Below are 16544 nucleotides of genomic sequence, written 5' to 3' on the forward strand. Positions count from 1 at the left end.
GGTTTATTTGAGATGCTTATTTTTAAGAGTATGCTTTTATTTTAGGAATGTTTTGATCCGATGAGTCGAAAGCTCAGGTTGTGCTCACTCTTAAGTTGATGGGCATGGGGCAATCAGAAGGTGCTGGTGGAAGTATTCGATGGGTTGAAGATTTCCGCTTGGCAATGCTCCCCTTTACAAAGGGTGTCTACGTTAATACACCTGACCTTTCCATTAAAAATTGGCCAGATGCATACTTCAGTTGCAGCTTTGACCGATTAATGAAAGTAAAAGCGAAATACGATCCGAAAAATGTTTTTAACTTTCCGCAAAGTATTCCGCTTTTTTAAACTATATATTCCACCTAATATATCAAAATATAAAACATCCATTTTTTTATGGTTGTTTTACAAAAAGAGTTTACATAATATAATTATTAGTTGCTTCTTTTACTAAATATCTATTCAACAATCGAAAGTAACACTTTCTCAAGGTCTTTTTTAGATAACATACTTTCGTTTATATAGCCATTCTTTTAATTGTACTTCATCCAAAGCTCCGTTCCCCTCTCATAATCCTTCACACTATATTCGCTCGTTTTTCACAAAAGGTTCATTTTACATGAAAATTTATTTATTACAATAAAAATATAAGGTATATTTTTATGAAAAGGAGGAATTCAATAATGAATACAGAGGATAAAATTCACGCTGAAAAAGTGTTAAAAAATCTATTCATCGGATCACAAGTTGATGGATTACAATTTGGTATTTCTCCAGGCGCTATAAAGATTCATTTCACAAACTTTCACGACTCAGTTGATTATGACGGACAATTATATATCAATATCGAATCCAAATGGTGTTTATTTAATAAACCTCAAAAAAGCTACCCATTAAATGAAGATGAATTTGAAGTTTATTCTGAGAAAGAAGAATATGAAAGAATATGTAAGATAAGAAGACAAAAAGTTACCGATATACAACTTGGCTTAGAAAGCCCTCATTTAATTATTACATTAGAGAGTGGACAAATTATTTTTTTAAATGGTTTTCATGATTATTATGAATGTTGGCAAGCTGGTGTCCTATGTAAGCAATGGCTTGTAGTCGCTGCACCTGGGAATGAAATCGCCACTTGGGCTCCCGATGAGTTTACCGATAAGTAAACTGTCTTCACGAAGAAGAAACGAAGATATTTTATGAAGTACTATACTAATGAACTACATAATCATTTCTATTACACGTAAACAAAATGACGATTTTACTTCTCAAAAAAATTACGAAGATTATACACCAGAGAAATATCATTGTATATCTGTTGATGATGATATTATCAGTAGTTTAAATCAAAATTTATCAATTATGAAAACCTACTTCCATACAGTCAAAAATCAGAAATACGGTTTAGCTTATTGTGGTATTACAATTATCCCGCCTGAATCATTAGCAATTTTCTATGAAACAGTTACATCCTCAAAGTTCTTCAGAAAATCTGATGAGCTGAATGAGTTAGCTTCAAAAATTGTACAAGCTGCAGCAGAACAGAAGTACATGATCCATTATGGGGTTTAAATGTAATTCAAAAAATGCTTAGGATTTCTCCGAAGCATTTTTTGTATGTTACTAATACATTTATTCCTTAACCATTTAGTCAATGCTTGAGCCTATGGCCCCATCTTTTACAAGTGAGGGCGCCCCTATTAATCTAAATAAGCGTCTCATTTCCAATCTTCCAGCTAAACCATCTCCCGTGCCCTTCTGTTTCTCCAACCGTTTCACGATATTCGTTTCCGTTAATATAATAATCAATATGAAGGTCACGATCCCACATGTTGTTATACAGGTGGAATACATCACGTTTTGCTCCAATTTCTTGTATTTGTTTTTCTAACTTATGTTTTACTTGTTCTGGTATTTGATTTGCAACATGTGTATGGAAAATACAAATAACAGCTTCTTCACTTATTTGTTCAATAATAGATGATAATAGCTCTACACCGTCTCCTTCTATTAATTGGACAGATTCATTTTTCACTAAAGATGCAGCTTGATCAAACATCTCAAGCCTTTCTTTATGTTCTGGCCAAATTAAAGCACGTAACCATAAATAATCTTCCTCATTATGTAAATCATTCACATGTAAGTCCAGTCCGATTCTTTCTACGACAGATGGGCTTTCTTTTAGAAAATGCGGCACATTTTCCCCTCTTATTTCAGAAGTTACATGCACATTTGAATTTATATTCCCGTACATTTCATCCGTTCCGTACGAATAACAATATTGGTCCCAGAACAATTGCAACCCAGAACTTGTCCCAATTTCAATTAACGCTAACGGCTTCTTCACTTTCTTAAATATGTAGCAGAAACTTGGGTATAAGTATGCGCACCGTCTTACTTCATTCGTTTGAACAAGTTTTGTTTGTAACAAAGTAATGATTTCTTCTCGGTACTCTTTACAGAAATCTTTAAAATGATTAAAAGCTTTATCTAAATTTGTATCAGCATCTTCAACTAAACTACTATAATACGTTTTTAAATGATGTTCTTTCCCTGTTAACAATAAATAATGTACTGCACCTAATAGTAAGTTTGGGACTGGTTGACCTACCTGAGCATAGGACGATAGTGTAAGTACTTCCTCATCTTCAGCAATTTTCATTGATAAATATTCATATAAATCACTTGACCCTTTACATTCCTTTATTGAAAAGTTTCGAAATAAGTTTGAAATTTGCTCTTTTGTACGCATTAAAATCCCTCCTTTTTATTTTTCAGAATAATCTTACCATTACAGAAAGAATAATCCCATAAAAAGGTACTCGATTTAGTCCCTTAAGGATACGTAAGCTTTTTCGAGATAATTTAAAACTGTAATTTTTTTCTATTTATCACCTTAAAAGAGCTTGTTAAATAAGATTTTTAGCGAATAAAACGTTAAATAGTTTAAAATTATCAGATAACACTAGATATTTTAGTCTATTAATTATTATAATAGAGTATGAGATGGTTATATAATTGAGACAAAAAAGGTATACACCTAGGTGGGGCCTAGGCGGTGTTTCTCTTTTACGGCTTAGACATAGAAAACACCTACACTTTTTTGCCAATATAGGGGATGGAGAGATTATCATGAGCAACATGCAGCAAAAAACAGACGTTATCTTAATTGGTGCAGGAATTATGAGTGCAACGTTAGGCTCATTACTAAAAGAATTAGCACCAGAATGGGAAATTAAAGTTTTTGAAAAACTCGCAAGTGCCGGGGAAGAAAGCTCTAACGAATGGAATAATGCAGGTACAGGGCATTCTGCGCTATGCGAACTGAACTATACTTCCGAAAAAGCTGACGGATCTATAGATATTAGTAAGGCTGTAAAAGTGAATGAGCAATTCCAGCTTTCAAGACAATTTTGGGCATATCTTGTAAAGAGCAAATTAATTCGTAATCCACAAGATTTTATTATGCCACTACCTCATATGAGTTTAGTACAAGGGAAAAAAAATGTTGAGTTTCTAAAAAACCGTTTTGAAGCGCTTTCAAAAAATCCACTGTTTCAAGGAATGGAATTTTCTGATGCTCCTGAAACATTAAAAAAATGGCTTCCACTCATTATGGAAGGCCGCACATCTAATGAACCGATGGCGGCAACGAAGATTGACTCTGGAACAGATGTTAACTTCGGTGCATTAACACGTATGTTGTTTGATTACTTAAAAACAAAAAATGTCGAGCTAAACTACAAGCATAGTGTCGAAAATATTAAGCGCACGAAAAATGGTTTGTGGGAAGTAAAAGTACACGATATGAATAGTGGTAAAATTGAGCATCATACTGCTAAATTCGTCTTTATTGGCGGCGGTGGCGGTAGCCTACCTCTACTTCAAAAGACTGGTATCCCTGAATCAAAACATATCGGTGGATTCCCGGTAAGTGGACTATTTATGGTATGTAAAAACCAAAAAGTTGTAGAGCAACATCATGCGAAAGTGTACGGTAAAGCTAAGGTTGGTGCTCCGCCAATGTCTGTACCTCATCTAGATACGAGATATATAGACAATAAAAAAGCTTTACTGTTTGGACCATTCGCAGGCTTCTCACCTAAATTCTTAAAAACAGGTTCAAATCTTGACTTAATCGGTTCTGTAAAACCGAATAACGTCTTAACGATGTTAGCCGCTGGTGTAAAAGAAATGGGACTTACAAAATACTTAATTCAGCAAGTTATGTTATCACATGAAAAACGTATGGAAGAATTACGCGAATTCATTCCGAACGCAAAAAGTGAAGATTGGGATATTGTAGTTGCTGGGCAACGTGTACAAGTAATTAAAGATACTGATGCTGGCGGTAAAGGGACACTTCAATTTGGTACAGAAGTAGTAAGTGCAGCTGACGGCTCAATCGCCGCATTACTAGGCGCATCACCAGGTGCTTCTACTGCTGTTCACGTCATGCTTGAAGTATTAGAAAAATGTTTCCCAAGCCGCATGGTAGAATGGGAAGAAAAAATAAAAGAAATGATTCCTTCATATGGCATTTCACTAACTGAAAATCCAAGATTGTTCCAAGATCTTCACACTTCTACTGGTCGTACACTTGGATTAAACGAAAAAGAAACTGTTCATAATTAATGAAGAAATAAAAAAACGTCCGATATATTCGGACGTTTTTTTGTCTACTAAAAATTATACTTATCAATATTATCTTTCGTAAATACAACTCGTTCTGGTAATACGATAATTCCATTCCCTTCTGCCTCATAATCATATCCTTGAATGGAGTTTGGCTCTACCTTCACTTTTCCAATTCCTTTTACTTCGAAGCTATCCCCTACTTTTAACTTCTTCCCTTTTACAACAATTTCATTTGCTACATACGTTGCGAGAGCACCTTGTTGTTTTACATCCCATAAACCAAATTGTGCTACTGTTCCTCGTTTTACGTAATCACGCATAACGTTTGGTGTAGAGAAGCCAGTTACGACAACCTTTTTATCCATTTTTAAATTTTCAGCTGCTTGTGCCATTGCCGGAAGTGCCGTTGCATCTGGACAAATGACTGCGTTAATATCAGGATACGTTTTTAAAATATTCTCTCCTACTGACAAAGACTTTTGCGCATTATTTTCACCGTACTGCGTCGTTACAATTTCCCAGTTCGGATATTTCTTTTTAATAATTTCTTTCGCTTTCGTTACCCATTGGTTTTGATCCGTTACTGTCGGGCTAGAATAAAAGAAGGCTACTTTTCCTTTATCTCCAATTTGCTTTGAAGTCATTTCTATTAATAAATTAGCAAGTTGGTCTGGTGTTCCTTGGCTTATATAAAAAGAACGATCTTTCGGATTCACATCAGAATCCCATGTTAACACCGTCATCCCTTTTTTCTTAGCACGTTGCAGTGATTGCGATAACCCATCCACTGACGTAGATGAAACCATAATCGCATCATAGTTTTGATTAATGAAATTGTTTATATATTTAACTTGCCCTGAAACACTCGCTTCAGACGGTCCATCATACTTCACTTGCACGCCTAACTTATCTCCCATCTCTTTTGCCCCTTCACCACCCGATGTGAAGAAACCAACTCCTGTTAATTTCGGAATAAATGCAAATTTCACATCATCAACCTTTTTCTTATCTGCCGTTTGGCTAGAACACGCAATTAAACCGATTAAACAAATACATACAATCAATACAATCCCCAGTTTTCTCTTCATGACATTTCCCCCTTATGCAAATTCTTTCTTTTCTCCGCTAAGAATTGATGTAATTTGAAATGTCTCATAATAACTGAAAGAATAAGGATAATACCTATTACTACATTGGATTGTTCATTTGTTAAACCCGTCATTTGCAAGCCATACTGCATGAGCCCAATGAAAATACTCGCCAGTACAGTACCAATAATGCTTCCTTTTCCGCCTGTAATAAGTGTACCGCCTAAGACGACTGCTGTAATGATTGGTAAAATTGTTTCACTTCCCATATCAGCACGTGCGGAACCGAAGTAGGCAGTTAAGAAAGCGCCTCCTAATCCACCTCCTAACCCTGAAAGTATGTAAGCAATAATGACTACTTTTTTCGTTTTAATCCCAGTGTATTTTGCTGCATTTTCGTTCGCACCTGTTAATTTTACATGGCGCCCGTATATAGTTCGATGAAATAATACAGTACATAAAACTGTTAATACGATCAGTAGCCATAATAAATTCGGTATTCCTATAAAACTACCATTTGCCAGTTGTACAAATACGTCTGGTAAACCGCTTATTCCTTCATACCCAGAAGCACCTGCCCCTCCTGAAATGACGAGGGCAATTCCCCCGTATAAAAACATCGTTCCGAGTGTAACGACGAGTGGTTCTACATCCGTCATTTTTATAATGAGTCCGTTTAAAGCGCCTGCTAAACAACTAATTATTAGGGCGATTATAACAGCAAACAAAATAGGTATTCCGTTCATCCAAAGTACACCGATTAAGATCGAAGTGAGCCCCATTATTGAGCCGATCGATACATCAATTCCTCCTGTTACTATAACAAAAGTCATTGGTATCGCCGCAATTGCGATAAATAAGAAATCATTTGTACTAAAAAGGAGATTACTAATATTTAAGAAATCACTATTTATTAAACTAAAAAGGATGAATTCTACAAGAAGTAATACAATTAGAACCCCTTCCCATCTATATACATACTTCATAGATTCACCCTCCTTTCTGCCTTCCACTTTTTCATAACACTATCTAATATGATGATAAGTAATAATAAAAAACCTGAAATAGCATTATTCCAAAATGCTGGTATTTTTAAAAAGACGAGTGAGCTACTTATTGTTTCTAAAAATAACGCTCCTAATGCAGCTCCAAATAAAGATCCTGTTCCTCCTTTTAAGTGAATTCCTCCTAGTACAGCGGCTGCGATTACTTGTAATTCTAATCCTGTACCTGTTTGATTTGGCACGAAACCGATATTCATAACAAATATGCAACCAGCGATCGCAGCGCTTATGCCTGAAATCATAAACGCATATATCTTCACTTTATTAACAGGTATACCAATAAGCCTCGCGCCATCTTCATTATCACCTACCGCATAAAAGTATCTTCCCAATGGCACTTTTCTTAAAAAGAAGTATAGTAGTAGTAAAATAATAAGAACGAACCATACAGTTATAGGTAAACCAAGAATGATGATAGATGGCAGCTGCTTAAAATCGTTTGGAATATCTTCAATCCACTTCCCGCCTGTGAAAATTAACATTGTACCTCTAATAATTCCTAACATGCCTAATGTCATAATAATGGCTGGTACCCGAAACTTCGCAACTCCAATACCATTTACGAAACCAATAATGGCCCCAAGTATAATAGCTACAAATATCGACAAGAATGCACTATACCCATTCGTTAACATCATTCCGCAAACTGCTGCACTTAACCCCATGCTTGAACCAACTGATACATCTATATTTTTCGTAAATAAGACGAACGATTGACCGATTGCTAGCACGACTAAAATAACGCTTGATTTCATCAGTAAAGATAACGAGTTAAATTGAATAAAACTAGGGTTTATCATTCCTACAATAGCTATATAAATTAGTAGTAACAGTATGATAGACGTTTCATGCATTTTTAACATACGTTTCATTCCGCTACACCTCCGTATGCAAGGCGTGTAACTTCATTCACACTCAGTTGTTCTTTTTCCATATGAGAAACAAATCGCCCATTTCTCATTACATATACACGGTTTACTAATTGGACAATTTCTTCAACATCTGAAGAGATTAATAAAATTGCGAGTCCTTCCCTTTTCATTTTTTTTATCGTCTCATACACTTCAAGCCTTGCTTTCGCATCAATTCCGCGAGTCGGCTCATCAAGAATAATAATTTTAGGATTACATGCAAGATACTTCGCAAGCACGACCTTCTGCTGATTACCTCCTGATAAAGATGCCAGTTCTTTATTCATATTCTGTACAACAATTCGGAACTGTTCTATAAACGAATTAACTAAAGCGCTTTCTTTTTCTTGATTTATAAAAAAGCGATTATTTTGATATAAACTTGCTGCTGCAATATTTTCTTTAACAGAAGCAATTGAGAAAATTCCATTCCTCGCTCTATCCTCTGGCACATAAACTAGTCCTTCGTCTAGCCTTTTATGCAAAGAACACGTATCAATTGATTTTCCACCCAATAAGATAGACCCTGATTTTATAGTTTTCAATCCAAATATCGCTTCTGCTAATTCCGTTCTGCCAGATCCTATAATGCCAGCAACACCTACAACCTCACCGGCATGTACAGTGAATGATATATTTTCGAATGCGTGACCATTTATATCAACCACTTCTAATATTTTTTTCGTCTTTACTGTCTCTTGAACTACTTCTATTTTCTCTTTCTGTTTATATCCTTTTGGCAATAGTCCCTCCATCAGCATGTCATATGTATAGTCACATACATCACCTTGGCTTACAACCATTCCATCACGTAGTATTGCTACTTTGTTGGCAATTTCAAAGATTTCTGGAAAACGATGTGTAATATAAATCATCCCGATTCCTTTTTCTTGTAAACTTTTCATCAACACAAAAAGACTCTTAATTTCGTGTGTTGTTAATGTCGATGTTGGCTCATCTAGAATAAGAATCTCAGCTTCTCTTATTAATCCTCTAACGATTTCTACTAACTGTTGTTGCGCAATCGATAATGTTCCTCCTAGTTTATTAAGGTCAATATCCCATCCTAAGCTGCTAATCAATTGCTGAATCTGTACTTTTAGTTTCTTTTTCTTTTCTTTTAACCCGATACACATATTTTCTTCAATAGTCATATGCGGAAAAATGAGTGGTTCTTGCGGTATTAAATAAATACCTTTTCGGTGTGCTTCTGATGGATTTGAAAACTGTTGCTTCATTCCTTTTACATACATCTCTCCATCATCATACGAATATAACCCCGTTAATATTTTCATTAATGTTGATTTCCCGGCGCCATTTCCCCCCACTAAAGCGTATATATCTCCGCGCTCTACTTGTAAGTTCACTTCTTTTAATACAAGTTGATTTAAAAACGCCTTACTCATTTTCTTTACTTGTAATAAAGGTACGTTCTCCACATGATGTCACCTGCCTTTATCCAGAACATTTTTTGAGAAAATGATTATTTGTTCTACTTGTTTTGTAGCATTGTATATTCCTTTTTTTATATCTAGAACACTTTTTTCTACGTACTATTAATCGTTTCAACTGGAATAAACAAAATATATGTTACATATGTTTAAGCTGTGGTCAATTGTTGAAAGGGATGAAGAGTATGACTCAGCTGAACTTTGAAGAAAATTTATTAACTAAAGTAGCTTGGTACTATTATAAAGACCAATTAACACAACAGGAGATCGCGTCACTTCTTCATATTTCAAGAAATAAAGTCGTCCGGTTATTAGGTAAAGCGCGGAGTGAAGGTATCGTTACATTTCACGTAAAAGGGACTGGTTTGCACTGTTTAAGTATTGAGCGTGACCTAATGAAAAAATTCCACTTAAAAGATGCTTTTATTATCCCTACCCCAGTAAACAATTATCACGCTTCTCTCGGAAAAGCTGCTGCACAATATTTAGAAACTCATCTCCAGCAAGGCGATTTACTCGGTATTGGCTGGGGAGAAACAATTAGCAAAATGCTAGAAAACATTCATTTTGAAAGTTCTATCAACCTTTCAATCGTAACGCTCACAGGCGGGGTAAATCACTATCTCCCGAGAAAACAAAACTATTTACACTACATGCAAGGCGAACTTCACATTATCCCTACGCCGTTTCTAGCGTCTACAACCGAAATGGCACAAAGTATTCTATCAGAACCGAGCGTAAAAGATATGCTTCAAGTCGCTTCACTTGCTCATACGGCTGTTGTCGGTATTGGGGGATTATCTCAAGACGCTACGATTGTAAAAGAAGAAAAATTAACACTACGTGAGATGACATATATTCGTAGTCAAAACGGTGCTGGCGATATTTTAGGACAGTTTTATAATACAAATGGCGATTTATTAGAGCTCTCGCATCACAATCGTCTAATTGGCACGCCCCTCTCTATTTTGCGCAATATGAAGCATGTCGTCGGTGTTGCTGGAGGTACTGAAAAGATAGATGCAATTTATGGTGCCTTAAAAGGAAAGTTTATTCATTCATTAATTACCAATGAGGAAACTGCCCTCTCCTTATTACGAAAGGATGGTGATTGTTAATGTCCCATTTATTAGCTTTCGATGCTGGTACAGGGAGCATTCGAGCAGTTCTTTTTGATTTACATGGTAATCAAATTGCAGTAAGTCAAAAAGAATGGATTCACAAATCTGACCTTCGTTATCCAGGCTCTATGAACTTTGATGTAGTAGAAAATTGGAAGCTAGTACAAGAATGTACGAAAGAGGTGCTTCAAAAAAGCAACACTCCTGCCTCTTCTATTCTTGCTATTAGCGCTACAAGTATGCGAGAAGGATTTGTTTTATATGATCAAGATGGGCAAGAAATATGGGCGTGTGCAAATGTTGATGGGCGCGCATCCGTCGAAGTTAGTGAATTAAAAGAAATTCGGTCACATCTTGAAAAAGATTTATATACAAAGTCTGGTCAAACTTTTTCATTAGGTGCTTTACCACGCCTACTCTGGATAAAAAAACATGAACCCGACGTCTATAATAATATTCACTCTTTTACAATGTTAAACGATTGGATTTTATATAAACTAAGCGGCGTACTACAAATCGATCCCTCAAACGGATGCACGTCAGGTATTTTTGACTTACAAAATAGAGTGTGGGATAACGATGTCGCTAAGGAGTGCGGCCTATCTTTGCCATTTTCACCAACAGTAAATGAAGCTGGTACAGTAATTGGCAACGTTACAAAAGAGTGTGCAGCATTAACTGGATTACGTGAAGGGATTCCTGTCGTCGCCGGGGGTGGAGATGCTCAAATGGCATCGCTCGGAACAGGAATCGTGAAACCGAATCAAACGTTAATATGCGGGGGTAGCTTTTGGCAACAAGAAGTGAATGTTACTGAGCCAATAACAGATCCACATGCTGCGATTCGAGTAAATTGTCACGTTGTTCCGAACCTATGGCAATATGAAACAATCGCCTTTTTCCCAGGTCTCGTTATGCGCTGGTTTCGAGACGCTTTTTGCCAAGAAGAAAAGAAACTTGCTGATAAACTCGGTGTAGATGCTTATGAATTACTAGAAGAACAAGCGAAAGACGTACCTGTCGGTTCACATGGCATTATCCCTACTTTTTCAAACGTTATGAACTACATTTCTTGGCGTCATGCCGCACCTTCTTTTTTAAATTTAAGTTTAGACGCTGACAAATGCGGAAAAAAAGAACTGTTTCGTGCTATTGAAGAAAATGCAGCCTTCATTACACTTGGAAACTTAAAATTAATAAAAAATCTAACTGGCACATTCCTTTCTGAAGTTATTTTTGCTGGCGGTGCCGCTAAAGGAAAACTATGGCCACAAATTCTATCAGACGTACTCGGTATTCCTGTAAAAGTACCTGTTGTGAAAGAAGCAGCTGCTTTAGGAACTGCGATTGCTGCTGGAGTTGGTGCTGGCATATATTCATCTATGGAAGAAACTGCCGAAGAGTTTGTACAGTGGGAGCAAACATTCGAACCAGTTACTGAAAATCACGAACTATATAAAGAGTTCTATGAAACATGGAAAACTGTATATGACAGTCAGCTCGCTTTAGCTGATAAAGGGCTCACCTCACATATGTGGATTGCGCCTGGTGCACTGTAACACATTACATAAAGGAGTGAACTGTATGTTAAAAGCGAATGAAAATGACTTCTCCTATCGCTTCGGTGATAACGGGCCGAAATATTTAATACAAGGTCCAAATATTGATCTTGGCCTTGTTGTCATTCAACCGGGCCAGGAGTTTCAAAACCATTATCATACGACGTGCGAAGAGGTCTTTTATGCATTAGAAGGTGAAATAGATTTCTATGTGAATAATGAAAGAGTTCCAATTAAACAAGGTGATGTCCTGCAAGTTCGTCCTCATGAATCTCACTATCTTATTAACCATTCTGACAAACCTTTTAAAGCTGTTTTTATTAAGTCACCACATTTACCAAATAAAGATACTGTACAAACGGAAAATCCAACATTAACGAAGGAGTGATTTGGAATGACTTGGGGATTTAAAAATCGATTAAATACAATTTTACCTGATGGTAGAGCGGTTATGTTAGCAATAGATCACGGTTATTTCTTAGGACCAATTCACGGACTAGAACAACCACTTGAAACAGTAAAAAACTTACTTCCTTATACAGACTCCCTCTTTTTAACGCGCGGTGTACTTAGCTCCTGTATTCCTGAAAACTGCAGCACACCGATGGTTATGCGTGTATCTGGCGGCGCTACTGTCGTCGGTAAAGATTTAGCGAATGAAACAATTGTTACACCTGTAAAAGAAGCAGTGAAGCAAAACGCAATTGGCGTTGGCGTTTCTGTTTTTGTCGGATCAGACTATGAAACACAAACTGTTACAAATCTCGCAAATGTAGTCTCTGAAGCTCACGATTACGGCCTACCTGTACTCGGCATTACCGCAGTCGCAAAAGAATTACAAAAACGTGAAGCTCGCTTTCTAGCACTTGCTTCCCGCGTATGTGTTGAAATGGGTGCTGATATTATTAAAACGTATTACTGCGAAGGGTTCGAAAAAATAACGAGCACATGCCCTGCCCCAGTAGTCATCGCGGGCGGCCCCAAACTAGATTCAATTGAAGACGCATTAAACATTACGTACAATGCACTGCAAGAAGGCGCAATTGGAGTAGACATGGGCCGAAACATATGGCAATCCGAGCACCCAGCTGCGATGATCCAAGCAATACATGGCATTGTAAAAAATGGATTGAATGTGAAAGAGGCACTTGAACTTTATGATGATGTGAAGAATTAATGTGAAAAGACAGACTATTTATTAGTCTGTCTTTTTTACTTTGCAGTGAAACTTTCTTAATCCGTCTTCTAATATGATACATACTTAAATTTTATACACCTTCAAATGATTACTCTTGATGATTACTATTAAGCTTTGAAACTTTCTTACCTTCTCTATAATCAAGACAAGACACTTCAATTAATAAGCCATTAAATACTGTAAAATAAAAACCATAACTACTACCTCAAAACCAATATGAAAAGCTTCTGGATACATCACTTCCTTATTCCCTTTAAATGCTTTTGGATCACTTAGTACAAGTATAAAACCACTCTCATCACTCATCACTACAAGTGCTTTCCCTTTTTGCTCCAAAAATTGAAAATCAAAAAATGTTTCAAAGAAATGTCTCGCTTCCGATAAATCATCAACACATAAATTTAAATGATTCAGCTTCATGTACTCATCTCCTTTTAAACTGAGGGTATATGGATTCATTTTTTTCATAACACTTAAATATGTAAGGAAAAATATTCAAGCGTTCCATCTAAGACTATGCTTTATAAGTCTAATATTTTTTTCTATAGCCTAGAACGTTTTTTAAATGAATGAAAGATTTCCTATCATTCCCATCCCCCAATAATAAAAAAGAGGATACATGTTTGCTTCTACAACATGTATCCTCTGCTTGTATATTACAACTGTTGATAAGCCGATTTCGATGATTTCACATAATAAACCGCATGATCCACATTAATAATATGATCTGGTTTTGGTTTACCACGTCCCGCTCTATGTCCAGCTAAGTGTTCTTCACTTGTTTCCCAGTTTTTCCATGCTTCTTCCGATTCCCAGCGAATCATTACGACTACTTCTTCGTCACCGCGTCTTACTTTTTTAACGAGAACACTTAAATCGATGAAGCCTTCAAATTTTTCAATTATGCCTTCTCCAGTGAAACGTTCTACAACTATATTTGATGTACCTTCTTTTACTGTAAATGTTTTCGTTTCGATAAACATATATCCCACTCCCTCTTCGTAATACGAATACTAGTATTCTTCTATTATAATTGATTATGATAATTATTTTCAATTGTAAAGTTTTAATTTTTTGAATTATGCTGATTTCTTTTCTATCGCCTCATCTAAAAATTTGAAATATGGAAGTAACATCCCTATTAAAGAGGTGACACATATAATTGCACCGATAATTAAATATAGCACTCTTACTCCCAACATTTCACTCAATATTCCCCCTACTAACACACCTAACGGCATAGCGGATCGTATGAAAAATAAACGCACTGAAAATACTTGTCCTATCATATTATTTGGGACGATTTGTTGGCATATTGTCGTGTTATGAACATTGAAAAATGCAATACAAATCCCTGCTATTACTTCAATTATTATTGCAATGATAATACTATGATTGAATCCTAATGAAATGTATGTGAGTCCCCCTATAAACAATCCTCCAAGCATAAGTATACGCCGACTTTTATATGTTACTTTTCCGACTAATACTGAGCCAATTACGTAGCCAAGTGGAAAACCTGCCATGAAATAACCGTACTCTGCATATCCCGCTGACAGCTCGTCTTTTATATAAGGAAGATTTGTGACCATCGTTACCCCTACTCCAAACTGCACGAAAGTAAGAAATATACCGAGCCAAACGATGATTGGTTTTGTAAAAAAATATGTAAAACCGTGAAGAAACTGTCCAAGCCACGTTTTCCGAATAGGTTGCGACGTTCTATTTTCTTTTATATAAAGTAAGAAAGTGCCACTAACAAATAAACAAATGCATACGAAAGATAATGTAAGTTCTGTTCCAATGAAATGAATGACTACTCCACCTAATACTGGCGCAAGAAACATCATAAGGCGAGTCATTCCATCAATGTACGCATTCGCATCTTGAAGTTGTTCTTTCCTTACAATGCTCGGTGTAATGGCTTGACTTGCAGGTGTATAAAGTGGTGTAATAAGTCCCACTACAATTTGAACAACATAAATGTGCCAAACTTCTATACTACCCGAAACTAACATCACCAAAGGTAATAAGAATACGGACGCTCGTATCCATTGTGAAAAAATCATAATCCACTTCCGGCTCCATTTATCAATAAACGGACTGCTGATTAATTGCAGTATGAGTGATGGGATGAAATATAATAACCACATACTACTTAAAGCCATTTCTGATCCTGTTAACTCATATACTAGAATTGAATTACATAACGTTCCGAAAGCCCCTCCTAATTCTGAGATTGCACTACCAATCCACATAAAAAAAAACGAACGATTTTTCAATACATTTTTCAATTTCATACACCAACTTTTCTTTTATATTCCTCCCTTTATGTACATTCTCGTTGTTAATTATCTATTCAAAAACATATCTAATTCTTTCGCTAAAGACTGTACTGCTTTCTTTCTTAATACATATTTTCCATCGTGTATATCCACTAACTTCGCTGCACGTAACAATTTCAAATGGTGGTGTACAGTCGATTTACCAAGTTGCAATCTTTCTGTAATTTCCTGCAATGTTCGTTCTTTTTCGAACAACATTTTTACAATGCGTAACCTCGCTTCATCTCCAAGAGCTTTATGTTTTTGAACTAAAAAATAATTCGGTTCATATGGATCTTCAGGATGGATACTTTCGTTTGCAACTGGATAATGAAATACTTTCGTATCATCAATATCTGCTTCAATATTCCACGGTCTGTACGTCATTTGCGGAATAAGAAGTACGTGATGAACACTTGGCTCTGGCATATAGTTCACTCCGCCAGTCGCCCACTCGACAAACTCTTCCGGCTTCATCTTTTTATTCATTTCATTTTTTGCTTCATAATCTCGTTTTAATATAGAAAGTATTTCTTCTTCCTCACTCTTAATTACACTCTCATACCACCCTGTCATTACAGCGATTAAATGAGATTTCAGCACTTGTACATCTACATCACATATAAAGCGAATGTACGTAGAGAAAAACTGATGATCATGTGTTAATTCCTTTAATTCATGTATTGCAGTTACATCTCTACTTGCGGCTAAACGTCTTTTTTTCTCATATTTCTCCCCTAAAAACGGTAAACATGTATACTTCAAATCTTCTTCTGAAAGTGAATCGATTTTAGCATGAAACTGCGATACATCCTGCATGTCTTCTTCATACAACACCTGAAGTAATGCTTTCCACGTATTATGTTCTTCGACAAATTGTAAGTGCTCTCTCATTTCTTCTGTTAATGATTTCTTAATTTCTTCCCATTCATTTTGACTCTTTTCAAGAGTATCAATTAACCGCTTATGAGTAATTGCTGCAATGCCAAGCGCACATTCGAAAAGTATCGAATATTTCACTTGAACGTTATAAGTTTCCCTCTTTCTACTCGTTATGTGATAGACCTCCATTTTTATCCCCTCCTTGTTTGCTATATATTTAATTCTATTTTTATCGAATTTAACCTTCTATATTTTTAGAATTATTTTGCAACTTCAAAAAAACTCTAATCAATGAGCAAATAGAGAAAGGTTTATACTCTTTTTCAT

Annotated in this window: 16 protein-coding genes and 1 pseudogene; 8 read left to right on the forward strand and 9 right to left on the reverse strand. The window is 36.0% G+C overall.

The features are described from left to right. Positions 1 to 98: 98 nt before the first annotated feature. From MR168_RS21170 to MR168_RS21180, 3 genes are all read left to right on the forward strand, one after another. Positions 99 to 329, forward strand: coding sequence for a BBE domain-containing protein (locus tag MR168_RS21170; RefSeq protein ID WP_348980677.1), 231 nt, complete (start codon positions 99 to 101; stop codon positions 327 to 329). 335 nt (positions 330 to 664) lie between these two features. Then, the gene (locus MR168_RS21175) at positions 665 to 1147 is read left to right on the forward strand and encodes a hypothetical protein (protein ID WP_001090914.1); all 483 of its coding nucleotides are present in this window, start codon (positions 665 to 667) and stop codon (positions 1145 to 1147) included. A 49-nt stretch (positions 1148 to 1196) separates the two neighbouring features. Next, the gene (locus MR168_RS21180) at positions 1197 to 1553 is read left to right on the forward strand and encodes a hypothetical protein (RefSeq protein WP_001106576.1); all 357 of its coding nucleotides are present in this window, start codon (positions 1197 to 1199) and stop codon (positions 1551 to 1553) included. A 133-nt stretch (positions 1554 to 1686) separates the two neighbouring features. Here the strand turns inward: MR168_RS21180 and MR168_RS21185 are convergent, their stop codons facing one another. Beyond that, positions 1687 to 2733, reverse strand: a complete 1047-nt coding sequence (locus tag MR168_RS21185) for a DUF2332 domain-containing protein (protein ID WP_086412230.1) — start codon at positions 2731 to 2733, stop codon at positions 1687 to 1689. Between the two features lie 380 nt (positions 2734 to 3113). Between MR168_RS21185 and MR168_RS21190 the strand changes: the two genes are divergently transcribed. Then, a complete protein-coding gene (locus MR168_RS21190; protein WP_061664868.1) occupies positions 3114 to 4616 on the forward strand; it encodes a malate:quinone oxidoreductase in 1503 nt (500 codons plus the stop codon). A 47-nt stretch (positions 4617 to 4663) separates the two neighbouring features. Here the strand turns inward: MR168_RS21190 and lsrB are convergent, their stop codons facing one another. Genes lsrB through MR168_RS21210 form a run of 4 tightly spaced genes read right to left on the reverse strand, consistent with a single transcriptional unit; the run spans position 4664 to position 9121 of the window. After that, positions 4664 to 5707 (reverse strand): autoinducer 2 ABC transporter substrate-binding protein LsrB, encoded by a 1044-nt coding sequence (lsrB, locus tag MR168_RS21195; RefSeq protein ID WP_000823660.1) that lies wholly within the window; start codon positions 5705 to 5707, stop codon positions 4664 to 4666. Continuing rightward, a complete protein-coding gene (locus MR168_RS21200; RefSeq protein WP_000878526.1) occupies positions 5704 to 6693 on the reverse strand; it encodes an ABC transporter permease in 990 nt (329 codons plus the stop codon). The genes lsrB and MR168_RS21200 overlap by 4 nt, the downstream gene beginning before the upstream one ends. Next, complete coding sequence (locus MR168_RS21205; protein ID WP_086412228.1) at positions 6690 to 7643, reverse strand: ABC transporter permease subunit; 954 nt, start codon at positions 7641 to 7643, stop codon at positions 6690 to 6692. The genes MR168_RS21200 and MR168_RS21205 overlap by 4 nt, the downstream gene beginning before the upstream one ends. Next, a complete protein-coding gene (locus MR168_RS21210; RefSeq protein WP_044307004.1) occupies positions 7640 to 9121 on the reverse strand; it encodes a sugar ABC transporter ATP-binding protein in 1482 nt (493 codons plus the stop codon). Before MR168_RS21210 ends, MR168_RS21205 begins: the two co-directional genes overlap by 4 nt. Positions 9122 to 9318: 197 nt before the next feature. On the opposite strand from MR168_RS21210, the gene MR168_RS21215 reads away from it, so the two are divergent. Genes MR168_RS21215 through lsrF form a run of 4 tightly spaced genes read left to right on the forward strand, consistent with a single transcriptional unit; the run spans position 9319 to position 12990 of the window. Next, positions 9319 to 10251 (forward strand): sugar-binding transcriptional regulator, encoded by a 933-nt coding sequence (locus MR168_RS21215; protein WP_086412227.1) that lies wholly within the window; start codon positions 9319 to 9321, stop codon positions 10249 to 10251. Further along, positions 10251 to 11813, forward strand: coding sequence for an autoinducer-2 kinase (gene lsrK, locus MR168_RS21220; RefSeq protein WP_242291474.1), 1563 nt, complete (start codon positions 10251 to 10253; stop codon positions 11811 to 11813). The genes MR168_RS21215 and lsrK overlap by 1 nt, the downstream gene beginning before the upstream one ends. A 25-nt stretch (positions 11814 to 11838) precedes the next feature. After that, positions 11839 to 12201, forward strand: a complete 363-nt coding sequence (locus tag MR168_RS21225) for a cupin domain-containing protein (RefSeq protein WP_000909986.1) — start codon at positions 11839 to 11841, stop codon at positions 12199 to 12201. Positions 12202 to 12207: 6 nt separating this feature from the next. Further along, entirely contained in the window at positions 12208 to 12990 is a 783-nt protein-coding gene (gene lsrF, locus MR168_RS21230) for a 3-hydroxy-5-phosphonooxypentane-2,4-dione thiolase (RefSeq protein ID WP_000219782.1), read from the forward strand. 109 nt (positions 12991 to 13099) lie between these two features. Here the strand turns inward: lsrF and MR168_RS21235 are convergent. The 4 genes and pseudogenes from MR168_RS21235 to MR168_RS21250 form a co-directional block, all read right to left on the reverse strand. After that, positions 13100 to 13431: pseudogene (locus MR168_RS21235) on the reverse strand (VOC family protein). A gap of 236 nt (positions 13432 to 13667) precedes the next feature. Continuing rightward, positions 13668 to 13994 (reverse strand): heme-degrading monooxygenase HmoA, encoded by a 327-nt coding sequence (gene hmoA / locus MR168_RS21240; protein WP_000469497.1) that lies wholly within the window; start codon positions 13992 to 13994, stop codon positions 13668 to 13670. 96 nt (positions 13995 to 14090) lie between these two features. Next, positions 14091 to 15311: an MFS transporter gene (locus MR168_RS21245; protein WP_016122719.1), complete on the reverse strand. Its 1221-nt coding sequence runs from the start codon at positions 15309 to 15311 to the stop codon at positions 14091 to 14093. 51 nt (positions 15312 to 15362) lie between these two features. Next, positions 15363 to 16406 (reverse strand): ArsR/SmtB family transcription factor, encoded by a 1044-nt coding sequence (locus MR168_RS21250; RefSeq protein ID WP_016122720.1) that lies wholly within the window; start codon positions 16404 to 16406, stop codon positions 15363 to 15365. Positions 16407 to 16544: the final 138 nt, after the last annotated feature.

Source organism: Bacillus cereus group sp. BfR-BA-01356, from assembly GCF_022663635.1.
Classification (GTDB): domain Bacteria; phylum Bacillota; class Bacilli; order Bacillales; family Bacillaceae_G; genus Bacillus_A; species Bacillus_A cereus.